Source organism: Acinetobacter sp. ANC 4636 (assembly GCF_054454555.1).
Genome location: NZ_JBTKVD010000004.1, coordinates 206,550 through 232,319, shown reverse-complemented (window position 1 = coordinate 232,319; position 25,770 = coordinate 206,550). Strand labels below are relative to the sequence as shown.

The 25,770-nt window shown below is 42.7% G+C and carries 28 protein-coding genes; 10 read left to right on the top strand and 18 right to left on the bottom strand.

Going from position 1 to position 25,770, the window contains the following annotated elements:
- Positions 1-68 precede the first annotated feature (68 nt).
- Positions 69-1,067 carry a glycosyl transferase family protein gene (locus ACX1N5_RS06460; protein WP_458800961.1) on the top strand — a complete coding sequence of 333 codons (999 nt, stop codon included), beginning with the start codon at positions 69-71 and terminating at the stop codon, positions 1,065-1,067.
- A gap of 43 nt (positions 1,068-1,110) precedes the next feature.
- On the opposite strand, the gene ACX1N5_RS06455 is transcribed toward ACX1N5_RS06460, so the two are convergent.
- Positions 1,111-1,383: a YeaC family protein gene (locus ACX1N5_RS06455; protein ID WP_004751217.1), complete on the bottom strand. Its 273-nt coding sequence runs from the start codon at positions 1,381-1,383 to the stop codon at positions 1,111-1,113.
- Entirely contained in the window at positions 1,380-2,291 is a 912-nt protein-coding gene (locus tag ACX1N5_RS06450) for an NAD(+) kinase (RefSeq protein ID WP_171063163.1), read from the bottom strand. The genes ACX1N5_RS06455 and ACX1N5_RS06450 overlap by 4 nt, the downstream gene beginning before the upstream one ends.
- A gap of 190 nt (positions 2,292-2,481) precedes the next feature.
- On the opposite strand from ACX1N5_RS06450, the gene mrcB reads away from it, so the two are divergent.
- Together mrcB and ACX1N5_RS06440 are read left to right on the top strand one after the other, a co-directional pair.
- Entirely contained in the window at positions 2,482-4,869 is a 2,388-nt protein-coding gene (gene mrcB, locus ACX1N5_RS06445; RefSeq protein ID WP_458800959.1) for a penicillin-binding protein 1B, read from the top strand.
- Between the two features lie 76 nt (positions 4,870-4,945).
- Positions 4,946-5,506 carry a tetratricopeptide repeat protein gene (locus tag ACX1N5_RS06440; protein WP_458800957.1) on the top strand — a complete coding sequence of 187 codons (561 nt, stop codon included), beginning with the start codon at positions 4,946-4,948 and terminating at the stop codon, positions 5,504-5,506.
- On the opposite strand, the gene ACX1N5_RS06435 is transcribed toward ACX1N5_RS06440, so the two are convergent.
- Entirely contained in the window at positions 5,503-6,402 is a 900-nt protein-coding gene (locus ACX1N5_RS06435) for an NUDIX domain-containing protein (protein ID WP_458800955.1), read from the bottom strand. The two genes, ACX1N5_RS06440 and ACX1N5_RS06435, sit on opposite strands and share 4 nt — an antisense overlap.
- A gap of 149 nt (positions 6,403-6,551) precedes the next feature.
- Between ACX1N5_RS06435 and hemP the strand changes: the two genes are divergently transcribed.
- Positions 6,552-6,722, top strand: coding sequence for a hemin uptake protein HemP (gene hemP / locus ACX1N5_RS06430; RefSeq protein WP_004751206.1), 171 nt, complete (start codon positions 6,552-6,554; stop codon positions 6,720-6,722).
- A gap of 298 nt (positions 6,723-7,020) precedes the next feature.
- On the opposite strand, the gene ACX1N5_RS06425 is transcribed toward hemP, so the two are convergent.
- The gene (locus ACX1N5_RS06425) at positions 7,021-8,802 is read right to left on the bottom strand and encodes a GspE/PulE family protein (protein ID WP_458800953.1); all 1,782 of its coding nucleotides are present in this window, start codon (positions 8,800-8,802) and stop codon (positions 7,021-7,023) included.
- A gap of 106 nt (positions 8,803-8,908) precedes the next feature.
- Positions 8,909-9,625: a tRNA (N6-threonylcarbamoyladenosine(37)-N6)-methyltransferase TrmO gene (gene tsaA / locus ACX1N5_RS06420; RefSeq protein WP_458800951.1), complete on the bottom strand. Its 717-nt coding sequence runs from the start codon at positions 9,623-9,625 to the stop codon at positions 8,909-8,911.
- A 101-nt stretch (positions 9,626-9,726) separates the two neighbouring features.
- Here tsaA and ACX1N5_RS06415 point away from each other — a divergent pair, with 101 nt between their 5' ends.
- From ACX1N5_RS06415 to nth, 3 genes are all read left to right on the top strand, one after another.
- Positions 9,727-10,506, top strand: coding sequence for a ferredoxin--NADP reductase (locus ACX1N5_RS06415; protein ID WP_458800949.1), 780 nt, complete (start codon positions 9,727-9,729; stop codon positions 10,504-10,506).
- Between the two features lie 156 nt (positions 10,507-10,662).
- Complete coding sequence (locus ACX1N5_RS06410; RefSeq protein WP_458800947.1) at positions 10,663-11,460, top strand: RnfABCDGE type electron transport complex subunit B; 798 nt, start codon at positions 10,663-10,665, stop codon at positions 11,458-11,460.
- Entirely contained in the window at positions 11,460-12,146 is a 687-nt protein-coding gene (nth, locus tag ACX1N5_RS06405) for an endonuclease III (RefSeq protein ID WP_458800945.1), read from the top strand. The genes ACX1N5_RS06410 and nth overlap by 1 nt, the downstream gene beginning before the upstream one ends.
- An 88-nt stretch (positions 12,147-12,234) precedes the next feature.
- Here nth and ACX1N5_RS06400 read toward each other — a convergent pair whose 3' ends face one another.
- The 3 genes from ACX1N5_RS06400 to ACX1N5_RS06390 form a co-directional block, all read right to left on the bottom strand.
- On the bottom strand, positions 12,235-12,411 hold the full coding sequence (locus tag ACX1N5_RS06400) for a hypothetical protein (protein WP_458800943.1): 177 nt from the start codon (positions 12,409-12,411) through the stop codon (positions 12,235-12,237).
- Between the two features lie 67 nt (positions 12,412-12,478).
- Positions 12,479-13,138 carry an adenylate kinase gene (gene adk / locus ACX1N5_RS06395; protein ID WP_004751192.1) on the bottom strand — a complete coding sequence of 220 codons (660 nt, stop codon included), beginning with the start codon at positions 13,136-13,138 and terminating at the stop codon, positions 12,479-12,481.
- Between the two features lie 74 nt (positions 13,139-13,212).
- Positions 13,213-14,529 (bottom strand): hypothetical protein, encoded by a 1,317-nt coding sequence (locus ACX1N5_RS06390; RefSeq protein WP_004751190.1) that lies wholly within the window; start codon positions 14,527-14,529, stop codon positions 13,213-13,215.
- Positions 14,530-14,845: 316 nt separating this feature from the next.
- Here ACX1N5_RS06390 and mrdA point away from each other — a divergent pair, with 316 nt between their 5' ends.
- Both mrdA and rsmD read left to right on the top strand, forming a co-directional pair.
- Positions 14,846-16,867: a penicillin-binding protein 2 gene (gene mrdA / locus ACX1N5_RS06385; RefSeq protein WP_458800941.1), complete on the top strand. Its 2,022-nt coding sequence runs from the start codon at positions 14,846-14,848 to the stop codon at positions 16,865-16,867.
- Positions 16,868-16,870: 3 nt separating this feature from the next.
- Positions 16,871-17,422, top strand: coding sequence for a 16S rRNA (guanine(966)-N(2))-methyltransferase RsmD (gene rsmD, locus ACX1N5_RS06380; protein WP_458800939.1), 552 nt, complete (start codon positions 16,871-16,873; stop codon positions 17,420-17,422).
- On the opposite strand, the gene ACX1N5_RS06375 is transcribed toward rsmD, so the two are convergent.
- From ACX1N5_RS06375 to ACX1N5_RS06330, 10 genes are all read right to left on the bottom strand, one after another.
- Entirely contained in the window at positions 17,417-17,677 is a 261-nt protein-coding gene (locus ACX1N5_RS06375) for a hypothetical protein (protein ID WP_458800937.1), read from the bottom strand. The genes rsmD and ACX1N5_RS06375 overlap by 6 nt on opposite strands.
- 215 nt (positions 17,678-17,892) lie before the next feature.
- Positions 17,893-18,468: a HupE/UreJ family protein gene (locus tag ACX1N5_RS06370; protein ID WP_458800935.1), complete on the bottom strand. Its 576-nt coding sequence runs from the start codon at positions 18,466-18,468 to the stop codon at positions 17,893-17,895.
- A 10-nt stretch (positions 18,469-18,478) separates the two neighbouring features.
- The gene (gene ureG / locus ACX1N5_RS06365; protein ID WP_045792758.1) at positions 18,479-19,093 is read right to left on the bottom strand and encodes an urease accessory protein UreG; all 615 of its coding nucleotides are present in this window, start codon (positions 19,091-19,093) and stop codon (positions 18,479-18,481) included.
- Between the two features lie 51 nt (positions 19,094-19,144).
- Entirely contained in the window at positions 19,145-19,810 is a 666-nt protein-coding gene (locus tag ACX1N5_RS06360; protein WP_458800933.1) for an urease accessory protein UreF, read from the bottom strand.
- Positions 19,797-20,279: an urease accessory protein UreE gene (gene ureE, locus ACX1N5_RS06355; protein ID WP_458800931.1), complete on the bottom strand. Its 483-nt coding sequence runs from the start codon at positions 20,277-20,279 to the stop codon at positions 19,797-19,799. The genes ACX1N5_RS06360 and ureE overlap by 14 nt, the downstream gene beginning before the upstream one ends.
- 66 nt (positions 20,280-20,345) lie before the next feature.
- Positions 20,346-22,046, bottom strand: coding sequence for an urease subunit alpha (gene ureC, locus ACX1N5_RS06350; RefSeq protein ID WP_458800929.1), 1,701 nt, complete (start codon positions 22,044-22,046; stop codon positions 20,346-20,348).
- Positions 22,047-22,062: 16 nt separating this feature from the next.
- The gene (locus ACX1N5_RS06345) at positions 22,063-22,512 is read right to left on the bottom strand and encodes a GNAT family N-acetyltransferase (RefSeq protein WP_131380203.1); all 450 of its coding nucleotides are present in this window, start codon (positions 22,510-22,512) and stop codon (positions 22,063-22,065) included.
- A complete protein-coding gene (locus ACX1N5_RS06340; protein WP_458800926.1) occupies positions 22,509-22,820 on the bottom strand; it encodes an urease subunit beta in 312 nt (103 codons plus the stop codon). The genes ACX1N5_RS06345 and ACX1N5_RS06340 overlap by 4 nt, the downstream gene beginning before the upstream one ends.
- Before the next feature lie 14 nt (positions 22,821-22,834).
- Positions 22,835-23,137 carry an urease subunit gamma gene (ureA, locus tag ACX1N5_RS06335; protein WP_004751178.1) on the bottom strand — a complete coding sequence of 101 codons (303 nt, stop codon included), beginning with the start codon at positions 23,135-23,137 and terminating at the stop codon, positions 22,835-22,837.
- 99 nt (positions 23,138-23,236) lie between these two features.
- A complete protein-coding gene (locus ACX1N5_RS06330) occupies positions 23,237-24,118 on the bottom strand; it encodes an urease accessory protein UreD (protein WP_458800924.1) in 882 nt (293 codons plus the stop codon).
- A 416-nt stretch (positions 24,119-24,534) separates the two neighbouring features.
- Here ACX1N5_RS06330 and ACX1N5_RS06325 point away from each other — a divergent pair, with 416 nt between their 5' ends.
- Entirely contained in the window at positions 24,535-25,761 is a 1,227-nt protein-coding gene (locus ACX1N5_RS06325; RefSeq protein WP_458800922.1) for a GGDEF domain-containing protein, read from the top strand.
- The last annotated feature ends 9 nt before the right edge of the window (positions 25,762-25,770 follow it).

The following is a 25,770-nucleotide window of genomic DNA, read 5'->3' as shown; positions in this document are numbered from 1 at the left end:
ACCACACTTGGTTCTGGCACAGCTTATGCTAGTATGCTGAATATCTTTTATTTGCCCACAATTCAATCATGACAACTAAACGTAATATCTATCAAGACTTTGAGCATCCTTTTGCACAGTACATTCGTATTATTGGCAAAGGCAAAACAGGTGCGCGTTCACTGACTTTTCAGGAAGCCTATGATGCATTTAGCATGATTCTTAAAGGCGATGTGCTCGATGTACAACTTGGTGCATTTCTGATGTTGTTACGTGTCAAAGAAGAATCGGTCGAAGAACTGGCAGGCTTTGTAAAAGCCACCAAAGATCAGCTTCACTACCATCCACTTGAGGTTGATCTGGACTGGTCATCGTATGCAGGTAAACGTAAACATTATCCATGGTTTTTACTGGCGGCGCTGACTCTGGCACAACATGGCTATCGCGTGGTGATGCATGGTGCAGCAGGTCATACCTTAAACCGCGTCTATACCGAGCAGGTTTTAGAGTTTCTCAATTATCCGATTTGCCATACGCAAGAAGACGTTGAACAAGAATTAAAACAGCGCAACTTTGCTTATTTACCTCTCGCTGCGATTTCACCTGTACTGGATGAATTGATCGGCTTACGCAATGTCATGGGGCTACGCTCCCCGATTCACACCTTGGCACGCTTAATTAATCCATTTAACGCTAAAGCTACGTTACAGGCGATTTTCCATCCTGCTTATCGGAGTTCACACCAACGTGCAGCATTTACTCTTGGCTATAAAAATAGTGCCGTAATTAAAGGTGAAGGCGGTGAGTTCGAGCGTAATCCCGATGCCAAGACCTTAATTTGCGGCATTCGTGATGGTGAAATGTACGAACATGAATTACCTAAACTCACACCAGAGCGTAGTGCAATTGAAGAAGAGTTAGATTTAAATATCTTTAAAGCAGTTTGGGAAGGCAAACAACAGCATAGCTATGGTGAGATGGCTGTGGTTGAAACCATGGGTATTGCTTTATATAGCATGGGTGTAGTGGACAGTTATAACGCCGCCATGCAAAAAGCCCAAACCTTATGGCAAACTCGTCATCAATAAAAACCTTGGGCATAAAAAAATCCCCGTTTGGGGATTTTTTTATTTAGACAAAGCGAATTGGCTTAAATTCAGGCTCATTTTTGTGATGATCATCTTCACACACTTCACCTTCTTCTTTCGTACCGCGGTCAATATACCCTGTACGTTCTTCTTCAGGTAAATGTTTATATTCCCATGCCAGCACAGCCTGCATACAAATTTCGCGCTGCTCTTGGGTCAAGGCAACACCATTAGGCCATTTACCAATTTCAACTGCTGTTTTTAGACGTTGTACAATTTCGGGGTCTAAGACCGAGAGCATTTGTTCAATATTCATGACTCTTCCTGCTGCTGCAATGCTTCAAAATCCTGATGCCATCCCAACTTGGTACGACATGCCATATAGAAGTCATAACCAGGTGGATGCAATAAGCTTAATTTAAAGGGATGTTTGCGAATATACAAAACATCTCCGACATTTAGCGCCACGCTATGCTGCGCATCGGCACTGACCATCGGTAAAATACGGTTTTTACGGACGGTAATTTTGATTTCACTTTGATCACCAACAATAATTGGTCGAGATGAAAGTGTATGCGGATGCATCGGCACTAAGACAATTGCATCCATACTTGGGTGAATAATTGGACCACCGCCTGACAATGCATAAGCCGTCGAACCTGTCGGGGTCGCAACAATCAAACCGTCGCTATGCTGGCGGTAAACAAATTGTCCATCTATGGAGAGTTCAAAATCCACCATATGCACCGACTTGCCTGAGTGCAATACAATATCGTTCAGTGCAATGGCACTATAAACAGTTTCGCCTGCAGTGCGAACTTCCATTTCCAGCAAAAAACGCCGATCAAGCTGGAAATTTCCCTTGAGCACCAAGTCCAGTTTTTGTAGCACTTCAACTGGATTAATATCGGTTAAAAATCCCAAACGTCCACGGTTGACCCCGATTACAGGTGTATTGTACTTCACCAGTGCGCGTGCGGCATGTAATAAAGAACCATCACCGCCTACAACGACAACCAAATCTGCCACTTCACCCATCAGATTACGGCTGACAATCTGGCAATTTTGATAAGGGACAAGTTTTGCTGTTTCAACATCAAAAATTGGATGCAATCCCAATTTCAGCAAATGGTCATAAATAAGACAAAGTGTTTCTACAACAGCGGCTTTTTCTGGTCGTCCAATTAGCCCAATGTTGCGAAACGACTTGTGTGAGATTTTCACCAACTCAAGCGCTCCGTTCGGATTCGCAGCCATAATAACACGTTGTTTCAGGTTTGAAAAAACAATACAAAGCCTCTGATAAAACGCTAAATTATTGCTTAATTTTGTATTGTTTCACGAATAATCATTGCAAAATAAATAAAAGCTTCGCATGATTACAGGGTTTATGTCGGATAGCTTATCACTTTTTATGAAGTCACAACGCGGTCTTGGTTTATTTCCCCTGATTTTTTGTATTGTTGTTATCGTAGGATTTCTCGTCTTTAGCGCGTATGTTATTCATATTGATAGTGTTATTCGAAAGAAATTTGAAGGTCAGCGTTGGGATATCCCTGCCAAAGTATATGCACGCCCTTTAGAAATATACAATCAGGCACCTGTAAATGAACCTGATTTTCTACAAGAGCTAGGAATGCTGGGCTATAAAAAAGCCGATGGTTATACTCAACCAGGCAGCTATGTACTAAATGGCAATAGCGTCTATGTACATACGCGTGGCTTTGACTTTGGCGACAGTAATGAGCCTGAACAAGTTTTGCATATTGCCTTTGGTAATGAGCAAATGCAGGACGTGCGCACGACCAAACCATCCAGTACAGGAATGACTCGTCTCGAACCATTATTGATTGGCGGCATCTATCCGCAGCATAACGAAGACCGCGTTCTCATCAAGCTAAAAAATGTACCAAAACCTCTCATTGATGCACTAATTTCAACAGAAGACCGTAATTTCTATGAGCATCATGGGATTTCGATTCGTGGTACTGCTCGGGCAATTGTCAGCAACATTACAGGCGGTAAACGTCAGGGTGGATCAACACTCACCCAACAGTTGGTGAAAAACTTCTACTTGTCTCCAGAAAAAACCTTAAAGCGTAAGGTCAATGAAGCCTTAATGTCTATATTGCTGGAAATGCACTACAACAAAGATGAGATTCTAGAAGCATATTTAAATGAAGTGCATCTGGGGCAAAATGGTAACTATTCCATCAATGGTTATGGTTTAGCTTCACAGTTTTATTTTGGTCTACCTTTAGGTGAACTGAATATTGCCCAACAAGCTTACTTGGTTGGTTTGGTACAAGGACCATCTTTATATAATCCTTGGCGTAACCCTGAAGGGGCAAAAAACCGTCGCGATACCGTTTTGCACAATATGCTGGTGATGGGCTATCTAACTCAAGCGCAGTATGAACAAGAAAGCGCACGCCCACTGGGTGTCGTGGCAAAACCTGCATTGGGTCCAAATCGCTTCCCAGACTTTATGGATATTGTACGCCGTCAACTACGCAGTGAATACCAAGAGTCTGACCTGACCAATCAGGGCTTACGTATTTTCACCACGCTTGACCCGATTGCACAAACCAAGGTTCAAAACAGCTTTAAAGATACCGTAGACAACCTGTCAAAACGTAATCCTCGTGTATTAGCCGATTTACAAGGTGCTGTACTGATTCAGCGCCCAGACAATGGCGAACTAGTTGCAGCCGTAGGTTCAACACAAAACTTTACTGGCTTTAACCGTACCATTGATGCCAAACGCCAAGTGGGTTCATTACTCAAACCTGTGATTTATCTCAGTGCAATTGAATCGGGTCGTTATAATTGGGCATCCGCGATTCAAGACAATTCTATTAGCATCCCAACTCAAGGGAAGGCTTGGACACCTAAAAACTATGATGGTGGTGAGCATGGTATGGTGCCGATGGTACAGGCATTACAACATTCTTATAACCTTGCGGCTGTACGGTTAGGGCAAGAATTCGGGATTGCAACATTCACCAATCAGTTACGCAAATTTGGTGTGACCAGTGATATTCCATCTTATCCATCTGTTTTCTTGGGTGCAGTGAACTTATCACCAATGGAAGTTTTGGGTCTTTACAACAACTTTGCCACAGGTGGCTTTAAATATCCAACCAAAGCCATTCGCTCAGTTGTTGATCCAAATGGCAGAACACTCAACCGTTATGGACTAGAAGTTCAGCAAACTGTTGATCCAGCAGCTGCCTATGTTCTGAACTATGGCTTACAGCAAGTCATGAACAACGGTACAGGTAAAGCAGCATATAATAGCTTACCTTCTAGTCTAAAACTGGCGGGTAAATCAGGAACAACCAATGACACCCGCGATTCATGGTTTGCAGGCTATTCAGGTAATTATTTAACCGTAGTATGGCTAGGTCTAGACAATAACAAAGTAACAGGTTTAACAGGTTCCTCAGGCGCACTTCCTGTCTGGATTAATGTCATGAAGCAGTTACGCCAGCAACCTGTCAATATTAAGCAGCCCAACAATGTTCAGTGGCAATGGGTTAATATGCATTCAGGACGCTTGTCAGCAGCCAATTGTTCAGGTGCAATGTATATTCCATTGCTTGCAGATCACTTGCCTGAACCTGGAGGTAGCTGCGGGTTTCCAAATCATCAAGCATCTACTGATGAAGCTAGTGCATCTGCACCCGCTACCACAACCAGCCCAGATAATCTCGAAAACCTGATTCGGGAAAGTAACAATAGTGACACGAACTCCAATACACCAACACGTATCATTTCAAGCGGCAGTTACGAACAGTAATTTCATCTTTGGGCAATAGTTATTACTATTGCCCAATTCTTTTTTTTTAAAGTATCTAGATGGAGAACTCTCGCGAATGCATTTAAAACTGATCAGTAGTTGTGTATTAAGTTTGAGCCTGATTGGCTGTAGCCAACTGACACAACAGCCCCAATCTAAGCATCAAAGCACTCCCCCGACAGATAAAAAAACCACCCCACATTCTCATGCCAATGGTGTTCAGATTACACCTTATCAAGTTCCTGAAATTAAACGTGAATCCATACCTGTAAAAAACCATTCTGTCCCTCCACAACCTGCAGTAACTCCAGATGGTTCAGAAAAACCCGTTTTTCGTCAGCTGATTCAACAAGCACGACAAGCTTTGCAACAAAACCATTTCACTCAGGCTGAACATCTGGCTTTGCAGGCACAGCGTATTTCACCACAGGCGGCACAAAGTTATGTGATCTTGGCACAAATAGCGCAGAAACAACGTAACTACAATCATGCAGAGGCCTTGCTACAACGCGGTCTAAGTTTGGCAAACGACAATGCGACCAAAAAGCAGCTTTGGCTGATTCGCTTGCAGATTGCACAAACGCAACATAACCAAAACGCCATTCAACAAGCCAAGCGTGCTTTACAGCAATTCTAAATTTGAGAAATGCCTGCAATTCCATAAGCGGCATGTTGCTGGGCAATTACTAAATCCCCAGCTTTAAGCCCACCCAAAGCAATCACGGGTAAATCAACCTGCTCTGCCAAGTTCTGAAATTGTACCCAGCCTAACCCTGTTACGTCAGGGTGCGTTGCTGTTGCCAATACTGAGCTGAGTAATGCGGCATCACAACCAATCTGCTGAGCATGCTTTAAACTATGCAAATCATGACAGGCTGCCACATAGCATTGCCCTACGCGCAGTTCGCCTTGCTGAGTTGCCAAAAGTTGTGGCTGTTTAAGATGAATGGCGGCGAGTTGATGCTGTTGCTCAAGGCTCAGCTGCTCTGCCAAGGTTTGATTCAGAATTAACTTGCCTAATTGTTCGACTGGTAAACTTTTAATACTTTCCAATTCAGGCTGCTGTTCAGGGCGATAATAAATTGCCTGCCCCTCCTCAGTCAGACTGACAAGTTCCTGTAACTGCGTCCGAATTTTAATTTGCTGTGGAAACCACAAACGCTGGATTAATGCACGATTGGCTTTCGGGAAGTTCAAGGTTGCCAGTTCAGGGCGCGAATACCACTGCCACGGTTGCTGAATCTGCGTTAACAATGCTTCAGGCACATAACTAAAAAATACATGTAAATGGACGATAACATCTTCATATTCATGCTGAATTTTCTCAAATGGATGCCAGTCTACCAGATCAATCCCGACTTCTTCCAAAACCTCACGGCGGCAAGCTTGCTGTGCAGTTTCACCTTGCTCAACCTTACCCCCAGGAAATTCAGCCTTGTTGCCCTGATGCTGCTCGGCATCGCGCCATCCAACCAAGACACGTGTTTTTGAAAATAAGAGCCCAATGGCAACTTCTACGTGGGATTTTTGCATCACTGCTCCTTTGTACATTTCATCATGCTTAACCTTGACGCTGAGCATGTTACAAAGTTTTTACATGGAGTGCTAAATTTTCGTTGACAGCTATATTTGATAATAATTATCATTTAAACCACCAATTAACACCACGAGAACACAATAACATGAACGCACCATTTAACTTATTTACTCGTAATACCGATACTACTCAGTCTTTACCACTGCTGCATTCGAATAATTTATTTGCGCTCGGGCGTGAAATTCGCATTATGCACGCAGGAGAAGAATATCGTTTGCGCCTGACCCGCAATAATCGACTTATTCTCACCAAATAATAAGCTTGATTGAAAATAGCGGTGTTTATAATAAACGTGGAAAAAAGTAGCGCATTCAAACACTGTGCTGCTTTTTTATTTAAGCAATTATTGCTCGCAGATAATGATTCATCTCAGGACTGACAAACACCTATAAGATTTTCGTAATCAGAACCCCTAGATCCAACGCAAAAAAATCACTATAAATTCAAAAATTTAAATCATATTTTTAATCTAGATTTTTGATGAATACACTGGTTCTATTGCAATGACAATAAAACCAGATCATTTGAATTTTAAGATGAAGGCTCTGCCAGAATTAACTTAATGGCACAACTCGAAGCACTTCTTCAAGCGAAGTTACACCCGCTATGATTTTACGCGCACCCGCGATACGAAGTGGTTCAATTCCCTCTTTTTTTGACTGAAAACGCAAGGCATTTAACGATACATTTTCACTGATCATTTGTTTGAGTTGCAGACTGATCGGCATAAATTCATAAATTCCGATACGCCCTTTATAGCCTGTATAACGACAGGCTTCACAACCAACAGGCACATAAGCCGTTTTTGGGACATCAACCGTATAGTCCGTCGTGAGATGCATCCATTGCTGTTCATTAATCGGTGCATTTCGCTTGCACTGCGGGCAAAGTTTCCGTACCAAGCGCTGCGCCAATACCCCAAGCAACGTTGCTGAAGATAAAAATGGCTGTACACCCAAATCATGTAAACGTGTCAAACTTGAAGGTGCATCGTTGGTATGTAAGGTCGAGAGTACCAAATGACCCGTCAATGCCGCCTGAATTGCCATATCTGCGGTATCTTGGTCACGTACCTCACCCACCATAATAATGTCAGGGTCTTGACGCATGAGCGCACGAATCCCGTCGGCAAAGCCCAGTTCAATGCCATGATTGACCTGCATCTGGTTAAAACTACCTTCAATCATTTCAATCGGGTCTTCAATGGTACAGACATTGACTTCTTCTGTTGCCAGTTGTTTCAATGTTGAATACAAGGTCGTGGTTTTTCCCGAACCTGTGGGTCCTGTCACCAAAATAATGCCGTGACTATGTTGGGTCAGTTCTTGCCACTGACTCAATAATTTTTGGTCAAATCCCAACTGCTCAAAATTACGCACCAACACTTCTGGGTCAAAAATACGCATCACCATTTTCTCACCGAAGGCGGTTGGCAAAGTCGCCAGACGCAACTCGGTTTCCAGACCACGTGGTGTGCGGGTTTTTAAACGACCATCCTGCGGTTTACGTTTTTCGGCAACATTCATCCGTCCCAAAATTTTAATTCGGGCAATGACTGCTCCTAAAGTATTGGAAGGCATTTTATAGATGGTATGTAAAATGCCATCAATACGGAAACGCACTTTACTGTGTTCGCGGCGTGGTTCAAGGTGAATATCACTCGCGCCCTGTTCAAAGGCAAACTGTAAAATCCAGTCTACCAATTTCACAATGTGCTGATCATTGGCATCGGGGTTTTGGCTAATATCTCCGAGTTGCAATAAAGCTTCTACACCACGACCATCACGTTCATAGTTCTGACTTTTTTGTGATGAATGAACCGCACGACTCACTTGATAGTATTCAGATAAATAACGCTGTAACTGCTCTGGGCTTAAAAAAACCCGCTTGATTTTCTTCGGCTTTAAGCCGTTTTCCAAATACCCGACCCAATCGGTTAAAAAAGGTTGGTCTGTCCCAATCAACACTTCGGCATCATTAACTTCAACCGCCAGAATATGATTACGGATAGCGAACTCTTGAGACATAACCTCCGTCAGCGCTGGGACATCGGCTTTGAGCGGATCAATCACATAAAATGGTAACTTGGCTTTTTCAGCGAGCCATTGACAAAGTAAGCTTAGCGTCAATTTTTGCTCGGGGTCTTTCTGATTGACCAAGTCAAATTGTGCAATCCATTGCAAAGGATGCCATGCTAACTGGCTTTTGTTACGATGCGTGGTTTGTACCAGTACATGATCCCGCTCGGTAATTACTCCATCCCACAGCAGTTGATCTAGGCACCACGTCAAATCAATCGAATAAGAAAATTGTGTAAGCCGTTGATTTGACTGCATAGAAACCCCAAAAAATGCTAATTATGATTTTATGCGGGCTATGTTAGCACTTTCTGCCACAGGGATTAATGATTTCCTCTGAAACTATATTTTTACAAAGCATTATTCAGCTTTTATATTCAATCAGTTCCACAATCACAATTTCTGTAGCATGTACCTGAAAACGCACGTCAAATTCAGCAAAATGTAGCCCATAAATTCGTTCAGGGTCATCCTGATAGGCTGGGCGTGGGTCTAATGCCAACACTTGTTCAATTTCCTGATATTGTCGTGATGAGCCTAATCCCCGCTCGGCAAGCTCTGTACGCTGGGCAAGAGCTGTGTCTGACCAAATCACCCGCTTTAACTGGGGTGCTTGGCTGGCATAACCACTTTGTGCATCGGCAATCGCATCTGAATAGGCAATATACGGTTTAATGTCAACAATTGGTGTCCCATCAAGTAAATCTGCGCCAGATACATAAACTCGCAATTGTCCATCGATCTGTTCTACTCGCTTTAATCGCACCACAGACAGCCCAATTTGTGCAGGTCGATACATACTGCGTGAAGCAAATACCCCGATTTTTTGGTTACCGCCCAAACGTGGGGGACGAATCTGCGGACGGAAACCATCTAATGCTTTATTGTGATGAAACTGCCATAACAACCACAAATGGCTAAATTCTTCAATGCCTGCAAAAGCACGAATATCGTCATATGGGGCTTGCATGATAATATAAGACTCGACATCAACCAGATTCGGCTGACGTGGAATACCAAATTTTTCCTTAAAGGGAGAATGCATTAACCCGATGACAGGAACTTGAAGCGGCGTAATCATCACTTTTTCTTATAAACACAATTAAATATATTCAGTTTATAGGCAATCATTTTAGATTAAAATACATCTTAGTTTTTATTATATATATTGAGATTGCTTGAATGGCTGCTTTTAACGTTGAACGTGTTACCCATGTTCACCATTGGAATGACACTTTATTTAGTTTTAAAACAACGCGTGATCAAAGCCTACGCTTTAAAAATGGTCAGTTTGTCATGATCGGACTTGAAGTCAATGGCAAACCGTTAATGCGTGCCTACTCAATCGCAAGTGCCAACTACGAAGAAGAACTTGAGTTCTTCTCGATTAAAGTGCAAAACGGCCCACTGACTTCGATTTTGCAAAAAATCCAAGTGGGTGATGAAATTTTAGTTTCTAAAAAACCAACAGGAACTTTGGTTCTTGATGATTTGTTGCCAGGTAAAAACTTATACCTTCTTTCTTCAGGTACAGGTTTGGCTCCATTCTTGTCTGTCATTCGTGATCCTGAAACTTATGAACGCTTTGAAAAAGTGATTGTCGTTCATGGCACACGTTTCATCAGCGAATTAGCTTACCAAGATTTGATTTTGAATGAACTTCCAAACAACGAATTCTTCGAAGAGTTGGGCATTAAAGATAAATTGGTCTATTACCCAACTGTAACGCGTGAACCATTCCACACTCAAGGTCGTGTAACTACTGCGATTGAATTTGGTCAGATTTTTGAAAAAATCGGCTTGCCACGTTTCAACCCTGAAACTGACCGCGCCATGCTTTGTGGTAGCCCGCACTTCCTGAAAGATGTAGCTGCACTGCTTGACCAACATGGTTTGAAAGAGTCTCCACGTATGGGTGAAATGGGTGACTACGTAATTGAACGTGCATTCGTAGACAAATAATTTGCTGAATTTGTCATAATAAACAACCGAGGCTCTGTGCTTCGGTTTTTTTACGTGTACATATTGAAAAACCAGACTTAGCCAGTAAAAAGGCTTGTCGAGTTCACTATTTTTCTGCACAATTCTTGCCTTTGTATTTAGCATAGCCGTAGCCAAATGAGTTTGCCGTTCCCTCTCATCCAGCAAATAGATGCCTTATTGCCACAAACCCAGTGCGGTTTATGTGGACATCGTGATGGATGTTTGCCTTATGCCAAAGCGATTAGTGAAGGTGAAGACGCCAACAAATGTGTACCTGGCGGTCAGCCTGTTGCCGATGCTATTGCACAGCTTCTAAAGCGCCCTTTGCTGAAAGCCGAAGAAAGTGTCTGGGACATCCAAGCCGATGGTCGACCACAGCGCATGAAAGCGATTATTCGCGAAGATGAATGTATTGGTTGTACCAAATGTATTAATGCCTGCCCTGTGGATGCAATTATTGGTAGTGGCAAACTGATGCACAGTATTTTGAGTGATCTGTGTACAGGTTGTGAACTCTGTATTCCACCATGCCCTGTCGACTGTATTGACTTGGTGGAAGATACCGAACCATTACCTACAGCGACACAGCAAATCGAGCAGCAAGATGATTTGCGTTATCGTTATTACGCACATATTCAACGTGAAGAACAACGTCGCATTCAACGTAAAGGCCCTATTGTCCGTGCCGCGATCGATAGCGAATTATTTGTGCAGTTCTCAAGTTATTTAAATAGCGTTCCGACCATTCAACGCGCTGAAAAATCTGCCGAACAAGATTTGGTTGCCGATGTAAAAACCACAATTGAACTGGCGAAACTACGCACACAAATTAAAAAACTGGAAAAACAGCTCAGCGTTCGGGACAATCCTGCGAAACGCGAACAGCTACAGCAGCTCAATGCCCAGTTAGATGCATTACAAGGTGATGCTTAATGTCTAGCAAAAACATGACTAAAAAACAGGTATATACATTTTTTGAACGCCTGCGTGAACAGCGTCCTAAACCATCAACTGAGCTAAATTTTTCCTCATCATTTGAGCTGCTCATTGCGGTTATGCTGTCTGCACAAGCCACCGATGTGAGTGTGAATAAAGCCACTGATAAGCTCTTTCCTGTTGCCAATACACCCGAACAGATTTTGGCACTCGGTTTAGAGGGTTTAAAAGGCTATATCAAAACCATTGGTCTATATAATTCAAAAGCCGAAAATGTCATTAAAACCTGTGAAATTTTGATTGGTCAGCACAACAGTCAAGTCCCTGACAATCGTAAAGATCTGGAAGCCTTACCTGGGGTTGGGCGCAAAACTGCCAATGTCGTGCTGAATACTGCCTTTGGACAACCAACGATGGCAGTAGACACACATATTTTTCGTTTAGGCAATCGTACAGGTCTGGCTGTCGGAAAAAACGTGCTTGAAGTTGAACAGCGTTTGATTAAAGTCATCCCAGAAGAATTTATGTTAGATGCTCATCACTGGCTGATTTTGCATGGACGTTACTGCTGTGTTGCACGTAAACCCAAATGTGCTGAATGCGTGGTTTCAGATGTGTGTAATTGGAGAGACCGCTTTGATTTTGGTGCAGTAAAACCTGAACAGCCTAAAGCAGAAGACTAATTTTAATAGCACTGAATTTTCTGCCCAAACTGCGTCAATCACTTTTAAAAAGCAATGTTGGTTAACTCATACATTTATTATGCTTCAATTAGCGTTTCTTTTTAGAACGAACAGATGATTGGGTTGGCTGAGGTTTATCTTGAGATTTAGGCATTGGCTTATGCTGCTTCACTGTATCATTCAGCAGTTTTTTGCTTTGAAAAATCAGAAAAATTAAAGCGGCCAAACTCAAAACAATGAGTAAAATCAGTGCCAATTTCAACATATTGAGCCTTTTCCAGCATAAAAAAGAGCCCTACTATGAATGAGGGCTCTTTATATGTCAAAGTCGATTATTTCGCTTGATCTAAAATCGCGAACAAATCAGTTTGAACATTATCAATCGGACGTAAGCCATTTAATTTATCATAGCTTGGCGCGTTGTCACCAGAAGCCGCACGACCTTGGTAAAAACCGACCAATTGTTCAGTTTCAGTATGATATGAAGCTAAACGTTTACGAATAGTTTCTTCTTGATCATCTGGACGTTGCACAAGCTCTTCACCTGTTTCATCGTCTTTGCCTTCCACTTTTGGTGGGTTATAAACGACATGGTAAACACGCCCAGATGCAGGGTGCTGACGGCGACCAGAAAGACGTTTGACGATTTCTTCGTCTGGAACATCAATCTCGATAACATGATCAATGCTAATGCCTTCTTTCTCTAGCGCTTCTGCTTGAGGAATCGTACGAGGGAAACCATCGAAGATACAGCCATTGACACAATCAGGTTGGGCAATACGCTCTTTGACTAAGCCGATAATTAAATCGTCAGAAACCAAACCACCAGATTCCATTACACTTTTCGCTTTCAACCCTAATTCGGTTCCTTCACGAATTGCGGCACGGAGCATATCGCCAGTTGAAATTTGTGGGATATCATAGCGCTTACAGATCAGCTGAGCTTGAGTACCTTTACCTGCGCCAGGTGGTCCGAGTAATATAATGCGCATCTAATAAATCCTCATCTAAAATAAAAACAGTCTTAACCCGTCCAGAAAGTTTAACCTTCTGAAAGTGCTAAGTATTATAAAAAAGCAACAAACAAATGTATTGTACCAGCAATAAAGCCAGTTACCCCCCCCAATACAATCAAAATCCACTCGTCCTCTTGAAACGCGGGACGTAGCAAATTTTGAAATTCGCTTGGAGTTAACTCACGAATACGGTCTCGAAACATTTGAAATATTTTGCGTGCGCGACTTGCATTAAATGCAGGGTCGCTTACAGGTACCATCGTAATTTCAATTGAGCGGTCAATCAAGTCTGTTTTTAACTTCGCGTACTCTCTTAATCCTAAAGACAATTGCAACGTGGTACGTACCAGTGGCGTATCCATGATCTGATTGACATGCTGCTTCACAATACGTCGGGTTTTTTCCTTATGATGACCATACATCATTTCACTCATGATGGTCTTTAAAGTAATTAACTCTTCAGTCACCACTTTAGCAAAAACGTCGGATACTTCCTCTTGACGCTTCATAAAAGCACCCTGAATGTTATATGTGCCAATACGTGGAATCACAGGCACAACCCAAGGAAACTGGTGGTTATGGGTACGTCTAAAAAACTGAGGATAGCGGACATAGTGCGGGTACATTGGATTAAAGACCATCCAGATGGCAATCCAGTTGGTTAAAAATCCCCAAATGGATGCCCAGAAAGGGACTGTCCAATGCCAAGGTACCAAAAACCAGACAATCATCTGAAATAGACCAAAGAAACAGCCAATCAAGGCACTAATGTGCCAGATAAAATTAATCTCTTTTTGCCCAACTTTTAGAAACATACGCACCATAAGTTTGCGATCTGCTTCCATTTGGCGAACCACCATTTCTCGCATATCCACCAGCGATTCAACCTTGTAGGTCAGCTCCGTGACCAAATGCTCAAGTACCGCTGGCAACTGTTTATGCGCCTGATCATAAATACGGCGACGAATCGAATACGGAATATTTTCCCAAAGCACGGGATTACGCTCCAGCATAATCTCGTCAATCAGATTCTCCAGTTCGTGGTTAACCTGTTCGCCAATGACCTTGGCCATCTCTTCAGGATCCATCGCCTCAAGAAATTCGCTCAGAGAACCAATTTTTGTCAGGGTATTATCAGTAATAATTCCAGAAATACGTCCAGCTTTACGTGGCACAATGCCCTGCCAACCGATGGGCAGATTGCCAACATGAAAGCCCCAAAACTGGATTGGATAGAACACCATTTTTAGTGCCATCCACACATGTGCCCATGTTACAAATGCAGTCACCGGGATAATACTTATTATCGCCCAGTGATCTGGACGATGCATAAAAACTTGCCACAAATGACTAATAAATTCGAACATGAATGCTCTCGTACGCTATAACTTCAGGTGTTCAATAGAGAAAGGCTATTTTGAACGAATACAATTGCTTAAAATATACCAAATTTGTAAGACCAAGATTTGACTGCTTTACAAGGATGATTTTTTAATGTTGTTCTGCAATGCACTGTAGCAGATTTTCAGGATTCTCTGTAGCAACATTGAGCAAAAAAATTGCTGTCAAATCAGCCAAACTACAAGTTTTACACAGAATGCGTAAAATACTTGCGACTTTCATTCTCATGTTGAGTTAAAATAATCCGCCTTTATTCTCACATGGCTCATTGACGACACGAATATGAAGCAACATCTTCCCTTAAAGAATGTTCAAGAAGAAAAACGCCTTTTTCGTAGTCGCATTTTTATCGCCATCGGTATGGTGTTCTTATGTTTCGGAACATTGATTGCCCGCTACATCTATTTGCAGATTTTTCATTACCAAGAATTTCAAACAGCTTCTGATAATAACCGAATTCGCTTACAGCCACTCCCTCCTGCACGCGGTTATATTTATGATCGTAACGGCATTTTGCTTGCCGACAACTACCCCGTTTTTACTGCAACACTCAGTAAAGCCGATATTGACGATATTGACGGTACAGTCAAACGGCTGATCCCAATTTTAAATCTGAATCAGGACGATATTGAGCGTTTCAATAGCCGTATTAAAACTGCCAAAAAAACTGAACGGGTCGCGCTTAAACTGAACCTGAACGAGACTGAAATTGCTAAATTCAGTGAGGTTAAATACCTGTTTCCTGGCGTCAACATTGAAACACAAATGACGCGCTACTATCCGTATGGGGAACTGTTTGCGCATGTGATTGGCTATGTAGGACGAATTAACGACCGAGAATTAAAAAACATCAATAAAGATGTCTACGCAGGCACCAACCTGATCGGTAAAATCGGTATTGAAAAATCTTATGAAGATTTGCTGCATGGTATTCCGGGCAATGAATCGGTTGAAGCCGATGCGCACGGTAACGTCCTGCGTCATTTAGGGCGTAAAGACCCTGTTCGCGGGAATGATCTGTATTTATCGATTGATTATGGTCTGCAAATGGTTGCGTCTGAACAACTGGCAGGTCGTCGTGGTGCAATCGTGGCGATTGATCCGCATACTGGGGAAATTTTGGCAATGGTGTCTAGCCCGAGCTTCAACCCCAATTTGTTTGTATCAGGGATCAGTTCAAAAGATTATGTTGCCTTGCGTGACAACCTTGATCAGCCTCTTTATAACCGTTCTTTACAAGGGGTTTATCCACCCGGTTCAACCATTAAGCCTGTTGAAGGTTTAGGCGGCATTAATTATGGTGTGATTGACTGGTCAACTGCCATTAATGACCCTGGTTATTTCCATTTACCAGGCGACTCGCATAAATTCCGTGACTGGAAAAAAACAGGACATGGGATTGTCGATCTGAATAAAGCCATTCAGGAATCTTGCGACACCTATTTTTATATCCTGTCGAGCCAGATGGGTATTGAGCGCATGAATTCATGGATGCGCCAGTTTGGTTTTGGTGAAAAAACAGGAGTTGACCTGCCCAATGAAAGTACTGGCTTATACCCGAACCCAGAGTGGAAACTACGTACCCGAAAAGCCAAATGGCTCAAAGGTGAAACCATTTCGGTGAGTATCGGGCAAGGTGCATTTACCGCAACACCAATTCAGTTAGCAATGGCAATCTCGATTGTCTCCAATCACGGTTACCACCTTATCCCGCACGTGGTCAGCAATACTCGTGGTGCAAAACCATTCCCCGTGCGTAATGCTCCTGATGGTCGCGTACAATTTAAGGGCACAGATGAGGACTGGGGAAAAATGCGCGATGCCATGGTCAATGTAATTAACGAGGGGACAGGACGTGGTATTCGTACCAATGCGTATCAAATCGCAGGTAAAACAGGGACAGCGCAGGTTAAAAGTATTGCACAAGGTAAAAAATATAACGAAGCTTCACTGACTGACCGTCAGCTTGACCATGGTTTATTTGTGGGCTTTGCACCAGCTGACAATCCACAAATTGCGATTGCAGTCATTTTGGAAAATGGTCGGCACGGGGGTGCAGCAGCACAATTGGCACGCCCTGTATTTGATTATTGGATGCTACAACGCAAATCCAATCCAATTCGCCCAACCACTCACCAGGTTACAGGTAGCCTAATGACAGCAGGGATTCAGCCAAGCCAATTACCAAGCGGTCAGAGCATTTTGCAGGCTGACCCCAAAGCTCTACCGAACAAACAAAAACCACAGCAAGAGCAAAAACCTAAACCTGCAGCAGCTTCACAGCCAGTAGATATCACGGAATAAAGCATGAAAAATCAGTTACGTATTATTGGTGGGCAATGGAAACGACGCCAATTGAGCTTTGCGCCGATTGATGGTTTACGTCCTACCCCTGACCGTGTGCGTGAAACGCTATTTAACTGGTTAATGTGGGATATTCAAAATGCAGTCGTTCTGGATGTCTGCACGGGTTCAGGGGCACTCGGGTTTGAAGCCCTGTCACGTGGTGCAGCACAAGTGGTAATGATTGAAGCTGATCGTACTCAAGCTAAATTTCTGAAAGACAACATCCAATTGCTTAAAGCTGAAAATTGTCAACTTTATAGCAATACTGCTCAAAGTGTATTACCTAAACTCTCTCAAGAATTTGATCTAATTTTTCTTGATCCACCGTATAGCCTAGATTTGTGGCAAGAATTAGCGGAACTTGCCGATGTTCATTTAAAAGATCAGGGGCTGATTTATGTGGAAGCTGATCGTACGCTGAACAGCCTAAAACTACCTGCAACATGGCAACTCCTGAAACAAACCAAAGCTGGTCAGGTTCAGGCTGGCTTATTCCAAAAACAGCTTTCATAACAGCTCAGTGGTTTCCTCCTGATCAGGTGGATCATAACGACGTAAATCTTCCGCATAGACTGCTTCACGGCGCGTATGTTGTGGTTCATGTTCACACCCATCATCGTCATGAAAACCATTGTCAACATGTAAAGGTTTAGGCTTGAACGGCTCTGATGCAAGATTGGTCTGTCTGGGCAATACTGCATGCGAGTGTGGCACCATACAGCCATTCAAAGTCACCAGACACATCAAACCAATCCAAAAATACTTCATGAGGTTTTATCCCCTCTACAACAGCACTGCGCTATTGTTGGGGAAGATCAGCTAAAAACCTTGATGGGTCATGTAATTTAAAACACGGTTTATCACAAATTTTGAAAAGAATTTACTGTGCTGTGTGATGCAATGTGAAGATATAAATGGTTAGGTAAAAGAAGTTAAAGCAAATGAATTACTTTAACTTCCTATCAATCTCTAAAACGACTGAATCAAGCCAAGCCGAACAAGCCCACAAGAGCAACTACACCTGCAACCATTTTACGGCCTTGCTCTGGGATATAGCGCTCAAGCAATGCACCGACACCCAAACCGATCGCATAAAGCAATGCCATTGCTGTAATCATTCCCAGCATCAGCCCTGCCCAGTGACCCAGTGAACTGAGTTCAGCTCCATGCGCCATGCCATGAAAAATTGCCAATGCCGAAGTTGCAACAGGCATGAGCATATTTTGCTTACGCCATAAAGCCACAGCCAAAACCATCAGTGATGCCACAATGCCATATTCTGCAACCGAAGCACTCAATAGATTTTGCGCACCAATAACAAAACCAATCAGTAATGCAGCAACCAGTGCAACCACACCTGACATTTGCGATTGGCGTTTGGTTTTCCACAGCAGTACACCCAAACCTGCCGCCATGGACATGTGATCTAGCCCAGTAAATGGATGAACAAAACCACTTAAAAAACCAAGCTGTGGAAATTCATGCCCTGGATGCGCCATCGCTAGCACAGGTAAAGCACTCAGGATCAAAGCACTGCTTAATGTTTTTAAAATTTTCATGCCTTTCTCCTTATGATTTAAACAAGCCTTGCTTTTCAATGAAGCTGATAATTTCTGCCAAACCATCTTGGGTTTTCATATTGGAAAATAAAAATGGTTTATCGCCGCGCATACGCTTGGCATCCTGATCCATCACGTCCAGATTTGCACCCACCATTGGCGCCAAGTCGGTTTTATTGATAATCAGCAAATCTGACTTGGTAATGCCTGGCCCACCTTTACGCGGAATTTTCTCACCACCTGCCACATCAATGACATACAGGGTCAAATCCGACAATTCTGGGCTAAATGTCGCTGCCAAGTTATCACCACCACTTTCAATGATGATTAACTCCAAGCCATCAAATTTTTCACACAAGTCATCAATTGCTGCAAGGTTAATCGATGCGTCTTCACGAATCGCGGTATGTGGACAACCGCCTGTTTCCACCCCGACAATCCGCTCAGGATTCATGGCTTCATTGCGGGTTAAAAAGTTGGAATCTTCTTTGGTATAAATGTCATTGGTCACAACTGCCATGTTGTATTTGTCACGTAAAGCACGGCATAAATTTAAAGTTAATGCGGTTTTTCCTGATCCTACTGGACCACCAATTCCGACACGTAATGGGCTACGTTCTGACATCGTTGTTTCCTTCTAAATTTATGACTCTCGCACTGAACGAGAGAATCTGTTTTATGATCTAAATAATCGTGAATATTGGGTTTCATGCTGCATACTCAGCATGGCATAGTTCGGCAAGGCGCTACTCATGTCATGATCTTGTAATTGCATTGCACGCTGTATGGCATCGGGAATCAAGCCATGCACATGCCATAAAATCCGCTGCCCTGCAATTTGCCCCAGTGGCACGGTTTTCACTGCGGCCAAAACCTGATTCTCCAACACGGTAAATGTATACGCTGTCAAAACATCCACCAGTTCAAGTTCTAAACGCCCACAGAGCTGCGCATACACAGGCACAAAACCAAACTGTTTTTTTACTTCGACAGGAATTTGCAGCACATCTTTAATCCAAGCATTTAATGAAAATGCCAGTTGCTGTGACTCCGCCAAAAATTCCTTGGTTTCTCGACTGGCACGGTAGATATTTGCCCATACCTCAAACTGTTCTGTGTCTGCATAGCTTTGCATCAAACGCTGTAACATCGGCAGCTCAAAGCGTACCAGCAACATTTCCAAGACATCTTCAAAATAGGCTTTGCTACTGGCTTCATCCTGAATCAGCCCAATCTGAATCGCACTTTCTACGCCTTGCGAATAACAGTACGCTCCAACTGGCAGCGCAGTCGAAGACAGGGTCAATAATTTCAGTAGTTGCGCTGCATTAGTGATGGACATGATGCAAAGCCTTAATCGGGCTTAAACGATGGTCATGGCCATGCTGTGCATATGCCCCACTTTCAGGCTCAAACGGATGTTCAACTTCATTCACTGCCAAGCCCAAACCTTGCACCATTTCTGCCAAGACATGGTCAGGTTCGAAATACAATGCTGTAGGCGTCAACATCAATGGCACATGACGGTTACCTAAATGATAAGCAGCTTTAAGTAGATCGAACTGGGTAGGTGCAGTCACACACATCAGGCGTTCAGCTTTGGCATCCACCCGTAAAATTTCACCATTTGGCGTGGCAATAAATGAACCGCTGCGTAAAATGCCCGTCCGTGGCAAGTCTGCACCAATGTCTGTGCCATTGTTCAATGTGGCACGAAAACGTGATTTCTGGCGGGTATCAAAGCTGAGTTCCACCACCTCAAAAGGCTGTTCTGCTGCGATATTGTCAAGACGTTGGGTATAAATTTTCATATCATCATACTCACTTTCATGGCTTTTGTTCTTGCACAATATTGCAAAGGTTTTTATTCAATCTTTTTAAAATAGGAAGTAACGCTGTGCCATCGGCAATACATCCGCAGGCTCACAGGTGAGTAACTCACCATCGGCACGCACTTCATAAGTTTCAGGATGGACATCCATCACAGGGCAATAACTGTTGTGTTTCATGTCCTGCTTGCTGATATTGCGAGTGTTTTTACACGGGCTGATCATTTTTTTCAGTTCTAACTGTTCAGCTACACCCGCATCAATCGCGACCTGCGGCAAGAAGGTCAAACAGGTACGATGAACCCCTCGCGGGAACGCACCAAACATCAGACGGTAATGCACAGGCTGCGGGGTTGGAATTGAGGCATTAATATCTCCCATTGGCGCTGCTGCAATCATGCCGCCTTTAATGATCATCGACGGCTTCACCCCAAAAAAAGCAGGCTTCCACAACACCAGATCTGCCAGTTTACCTTCTTCGACTGAACCAATTTCATGGCTTAGACCATGGGTAATCGCAGGGTTAATCGTATATTTTGCGATATAGCGCTTCACACGGTTGTTATCGTGTTGGGCATTGTCACCCTCTAAGCTACCACGCTGCACTTTCATCTTATGTGCGGTTTGCCATGTACGAATAATCACTTCACCGACACGTCCCATGGCTTGTGAGTCTGAAGACATCATGGCAATCGCCCCCATATCCTGCAAGATATCTTCGGCAGCAATGGTTTCACGGCGAATACGGCTCTCGGCAAATGCCACATCTTCAGCAATTGCAGGGTCTAGGTGATGGCAGACCATCAGCATATCCAAGTGTTCATCAATGGTGTTGACGGTATAGGGACGAGTTGGATTGGTCGACGATGGCAAGACATTACTTTGCCCGATGGCTTTTAAAATGTCGGGTGCATGCCCACCACCTGCACCTTCAGTATGGTAGGTGTGAATGGTACGCCCTTTAAATGCGGCAAGGGTTTCTTCCAGAAAACCACCTTCATTTAAGGTATCCGTATGGATTGCCACTTGCACATCGTATTCATCGGCAACGCTTAAACAGTTATCAATCGCTGCAGGCGTTGATCCCCAGTCTTCATGTAGTTTCAGCCCGATCACGCCTGCTTTAATCTGTTCACGAATCGGGTCAGGCAGGCTCAAATTCCCTTTACCAAGCAGACCAATATTCATCGGTAAGTCGTCAATAGCTTGCAGCATGGTGCCAATATGCCAAGGACCTGGCGTCACAGTGGTTGCCGATGTGCCTGCAGCAGGTCCTGTTCCACCACCCACCATAGTGGTCACGCCAGACATCAGCGCAGTTTCCACTTGTTGCGGGCAAATCCAGTGAATATGCGTATCGACTCCGCCAGCCGTCAAAATCTGCCCTTCACCTGCAATCACTTCTGTAGCTGCACCGAGTGGAATGGTAATATTCGGCTGAATATCAGGATTGCCTGCCTTGCCGATTTTCCAGATGCGCCCATTTTTCAGACCGACATCAGCTTTGACAATACCCCACCAATCCACAATCAAGGCATTGGTAATTACAGTATCTGCGACATCATCCGCCAGCAATTGAGACTGCCCCATCCCGTCACGGATAACTTTGCCACCACCAAATTTAACTTCTTCGCCATAAGTGGTGAAGTCTTGTTCCACTTCAATAAACAACTCGGTATCAGCTAAACGGACGCGATCACCCACAGTAGGACCAAACATTTCCGCATAGGCACGGCGTGACATTTTCATCATTTTTATCCTAATCTTATGGTGTTGTGGGATAAGTCTTTTTCATAGCAATAAAGCGCAGCCCATGTGCTTCTTTAACATCTTGTACCGCTTCAAAGCCAAAACGGCGATATACCTCTTGCGCAGCACAGCTCGAATTGACGGTAAATTCCTGAATCGGCTGCTGCAAAGCATGCTGCTCGGCATATTGCCAAAGCTGCTTACCAATTCCTTGTGCATGGTGATGCTGATCTACAAAAAAATGCAACAGATGTGCAGGCTCCCGATAGGCAACCACACCTAAAATCTGCTGATCTTGCTCAGCAACAAAAGAATGCACTTCAGAATGATGAATAAAATCCATCACCACTTGCTCACTAAAATGTGCCAAACCTGATTCATCTACCACAAAATCAGCGAAATAAGGCTGAATCAAAGCTTGAATGGCACGAACATCTTGTGGTGTCGCAGATCGGATCTGTATCATCTGTCCAATTTCCCCATAATACGCCCTGCAAAACCATAGACTTCGCGCTTACCTGCCAAAGCCACCAATTCGACATCACGACGTTGCCCTGGCTCAAAACGCACCGCTGTTCCTGCGGCAATATTCAAACGAAAACCTTTGCTGGCTTCACGGTCAAATTGCAAGGCATCATTGGCTTCATAGAAATGAAAATGTGAACCGACCTGAATCGGGCGATCACCAAGATTACTCACGGAAATTTTTAAAGTTTCTCGTCCAGCATTCAGTTCGATGTCAGCATCCGAGGTCAATACTTCTCCAGGAATCATATTTATTCTCCTGTTTAAACAATCGGTTGATGAACCGTAACCAGTTTTGAACCATCAGGAAAAGTCGCCTCAACTTGCACTTCAGCAATCATCTCTGCAATACCCTCCATGACATCGTCACGGCTCAGTAAGGTCGTTCCATAATGCATCAGTTCCGCAACACTCATCCCATCGCGTGCACCTTCAAGCAAAGCTGCTGAAATATAAGCAATCGCTTCAGGGTAATTCAGTTTTAAACCACGCGCCTTGCGACGCTCTGCCACCAGACCTGCTGTAAAAATGAGTAACTTATCTTTTTCTGTGGGATTGAGTTCCATATCTCTTTCCTGATTTATTTGTCTTTGATTAAGCAAAATATGTGCTAAAACACAGCTTAACGGAATTGGATGTTTTGAAAATAAGCAATATGACGTAATTTAAGTACGCCAAATGCGTGGAAATTCTTCATCCAGATCAAACCAGTAGCGACGCAAACGTGCCCGAATTGCCGCAAAGGCATCATGACATTGCCTCGCATCTTGTCCTAGATAACGCGCACTCACTACATCATTCAATAGAGTTAATGTGACAGGTACTTGCATACGCATTATTAATTCACGAATCAGCTCAATCTGTTCTTCTAAAATCAAAGTCGCGCGAAACTGTTCAGGAGCAACTGCCCACAAGTTTCCAAGCACTGCTTGGCGGTTCATGCCCAAACACGAACTTAACCAGCGGTCATTACCTTGAAACTGTAAGGTATCTGCAAGCAATAATTTTCCTGCACGCCATAAACGCAACTGATTATGGTACTGACCTGTTTCAAAGTTTTCCTGACGTGCCTGACGCCCCAGTACCAGCATATCCCACCCAATAAAACTTGCCGACTGTGCCAGATGAATGTGCGTTTCTGAATAAGCATTCGCTCCATTAAAGAGCATGGTTTCTTGAGGTAGCCATTCCAAAGTTGCATGATCATCTATCTGTAAATGAATATGCTGAAAGGCTTGTTTAGCATTGGTTTTATACCATTTTCCTGCGCCAGGCGTGGTAACCAGCGCATGTGCTTTCGGTTGCACTTCGATCTCAAAAGTTAGATGATCTCCCCCTGCAATACCCGCAGGTGGGTGCACAATAATGCTATGACAAACGCCTGTTTTTTCTGGCCATAGCATCTTTTGCACTCTAAGTGGGCCATAGTGTTTTCTATGCACTAAAACAGTTCGTTGCTCTTGTGCAGAAAATTTTAATTCTAAACAGGCATACCAATGTTCAGGTCGCTTTAGTTTTGTAATTAAAGCATTTTGTATATGACTCATATATTTAACTTCATTTCATCTTATATTTTATAGTGCTAAAACTACGCCAACTTCAACATTAGACGTTGTTTATAAACTCATTTTTATTTCTCTTGCATTTCATTAAAATATCCTACAGTTTTGCTCAGCAAGAAAAACAGAGAGAATATAAACCATGATGCAAGACACCAATTAAAATCACAATATTCAACCAAATGGTAAATAGTTTTAATTGATTAATAATTTAAAATAAATAAATTATTTTAAACATCACATAATAGATGATTTAAAATTTAAATGATGACAGGATTTTATTATTGATACTCATCAGATTTTAAATAAAAAATAATTTATCTGTGATTAAAAAAACTCTCTTTTATGACATTATTTTTTGTACAATAGCAGTTGTAGTGGTTTAAGCTATAGAAATAGTATCTATGTTCAATCTCCCTGAATGTAACAATGAAATCATCATTAATGCAATGCAAGAATTAGAGCGTCGTGCTTTTATCAGTGCGTTCATTTATTTACCTTGCTGGCTAATTATCGCCTTAAACAATCAAGACGATGTTTTTATTCAGGAAACATTTTATAGTATTTCATTTTTCTTTCTCACAATACTTATCTTTCACATCATTTTACACTATCGTTTTAGTCAGCTTTTAGAACATAATTTTCATCGCGCACGTTTATTTCTTGCCATATTAATTATTATTCCCTGCTTAATGCTTGGCTCAATTTGTTCATGGTGTATTTATCTTCATATTATTTACACCATTACTGTTCCCTTTATTATTATTACTGCGGTGTTATGCACAGCAACCTCATTACTTTTAACCATTGACCCTATATATAAAATTATGGTGCCACTTGCCATGATTTTGCCTGCGTTAACTGCTGTATTGGTGGATAATTCTTCAGAAAATCTGGTTTTCTTACCTTTAGCAAGTCTAAATATTCTGTATATTATTCGCTCATCTCAACTTAAGTGTCGGGATTACTGGCAGGCACTCATTACTTTTTCCTATTTTAAGCAAAAGTCTATCACTTTGGAAAATATGGCTTTTACCGATTTTCTTACTCAAAAGCCCAATCGATTAAATGCAGACAAACAGCTCAGCATATTATGGGATCAAGCCAAAGCTCAGCAGCAATGTCTCGCATGGATGATGATCGATATTGATAACTTTAAAAATATCAACGACACCTATGGACACCCATTTGGTGATATTTGTCTTATGCTGGTTGCAGATGCATTGGACAGCTATAGTCAGAAGGTCAATGGTTTTTTTGCACGCTATGGCGGAGAAGAATTTGTTTTTATTAAGGTTTGTCGTTCAGGCACAGAAATTCATCAACTGGCACAAGGCTTAATGCAGCAATCATCAAAAACCCGTATTTGCCATGATGATGTTACGATTAACATTACTTACAGTATTGGGGTATCCAGTTTATGCCCACACATGACCAGCCAAAATTTTAATGATCTGATCGTGCAAGCCGATCTGGCACTTTATATTGCTAAGCATGAAGGAAAAGATCAGTATCGTTGTTATGGTGAAACACAAGATTATATTGAACAGCAAATGAAAACACCAAGTCCGAATGCCACATGTTGTTCAATCGAAAATAAGCAGGGAAACTCCTGTTCCCCTGCTTCTTAAAGCACACGA

Coding starts and splice junctions, on each gene's coding strand:
- ACX1N5_RS06460 (WP_458800961.1), top strand. CDS start 69: ATGACAACTAAACGTAATATCTATCAAGACTTTGAGCATCCTTTTGCA.
- ACX1N5_RS06455 (WP_004751217.1), bottom strand. CDS start 1,383: ATGAATATTGAACAAATGCTCTCGGTCTTAGACCCCGAAATTGTACAA.
- mrcB (WP_458800959.1), top strand. CDS start 2,482: ATGAAGTCACAACGCGGTCTTGGTTTATTTCCCCTGATTTTTTGTATT.
- ACX1N5_RS06440 (WP_458800957.1), top strand. CDS start 4,946: ATGCATTTAAAACTGATCAGTAGTTGTGTATTAAGTTTGAGCCTGATT.
- ACX1N5_RS06435 (WP_458800955.1), bottom strand. CDS start 6,402: ATGCAAAAATCCCACGTAGAAGTTGCCATTGGGCTCTTATTTTCAAAA.
- hemP (WP_004751206.1), top strand. CDS start 6,552: ATGAACGCACCATTTAACTTATTTACTCGTAATACCGATACTACTCAG.
- ACX1N5_RS06425 (WP_458800953.1), bottom strand. CDS start 8,802: ATGCAGTCAAATCAACGGCTTACACAATTTTCTTATTCGATTGATTTG.
- tsaA (WP_458800951.1), bottom strand. CDS start 9,625: ATGATTACGCCGCTTCAAGTTCCTGTCATCGGGTTAATGCATTCTCCC.
- ACX1N5_RS06415 (WP_458800949.1), top strand. CDS start 9,727: ATGGCTGCTTTTAACGTTGAACGTGTTACCCATGTTCACCATTGGAAT.
- ACX1N5_RS06410 (WP_458800947.1), top strand. CDS start 10,663: ATGAGTTTGCCGTTCCCTCTCATCCAGCAAATAGATGCCTTATTGCCA.
- nth (WP_458800945.1), top strand. CDS start 11,460: ATGTCTAGCAAAAACATGACTAAAAAACAGGTATATACATTTTTTGAA.
- ACX1N5_RS06400 (WP_458800943.1), bottom strand. CDS start 12,411: ATGTTGAAATTGGCACTGATTTTACTCATTGTTTTGAGTTTGGCCGCT.
- adk (WP_004751192.1), bottom strand. CDS start 13,138: ATGCGCATTATATTACTCGGACCACCTGGCGCAGGTAAAGGTACTCAA.
- ACX1N5_RS06390 (WP_004751190.1), bottom strand. CDS start 14,529: ATGTTCGAATTTATTAGTCATTTGTGGCAAGTTTTTATGCATCGTCCA.
- mrdA (WP_458800941.1), top strand. CDS start 14,846: ATGAAGCAACATCTTCCCTTAAAGAATGTTCAAGAAGAAAAACGCCTT.
- rsmD (WP_458800939.1), top strand. CDS start 16,871: ATGAAAAATCAGTTACGTATTATTGGTGGGCAATGGAAACGACGCCAA.
- ACX1N5_RS06375 (WP_458800937.1), bottom strand. CDS start 17,677: ATGAAGTATTTTTGGATTGGTTTGATGTGTCTGGTGACTTTGAATGGC.
- ACX1N5_RS06370 (WP_458800935.1), bottom strand. CDS start 18,468: ATGAAAATTTTAAAAACATTAAGCAGTGCTTTGATCCTGAGTGCTTTA.
- ureG (WP_045792758.1), bottom strand. CDS start 19,093: ATGTCAGAACGTAGCCCATTACGTGTCGGAATTGGTGGTCCAGTAGGA.
- ACX1N5_RS06360 (WP_458800933.1), bottom strand. CDS start 19,810: ATGTCCATCACTAATGCAGCGCAACTACTGAAATTATTGACCCTGTCT.
- ureE (WP_458800931.1), bottom strand. CDS start 20,279: ATGAAAATTTATACCCAACGTCTTGACAATATCGCAGCAGAACAGCCT.
- ureC (WP_458800929.1), bottom strand. CDS start 22,046: ATGAAAATGTCACGCCGTGCCTATGCGGAAATGTTTGGTCCTACTGTG.
- ACX1N5_RS06345 (WP_131380203.1), bottom strand. CDS start 22,512: ATGATACAGATCCGATCTGCGACACCACAAGATGTTCGTGCCATTCAA.
- ACX1N5_RS06340 (WP_458800926.1), bottom strand. CDS start 22,820: ATGATTCCTGGAGAAGTATTGACCTCGGATGCTGACATCGAACTGAAT.
- ureA (WP_004751178.1), bottom strand. CDS start 23,137: ATGGAACTCAATCCCACAGAAAAAGATAAGTTACTCATTTTTACAGCA.
- ACX1N5_RS06330 (WP_458800924.1), bottom strand. CDS start 24,118: ATGAGTCATATACAAAATGCTTTAATTACAAAACTAAAGCGACCTGAA.
- ACX1N5_RS06325 (WP_458800922.1), top strand. CDS start 24,535: ATGTTCAATCTCCCTGAATGTAACAATGAAATCATCATTAATGCAATG.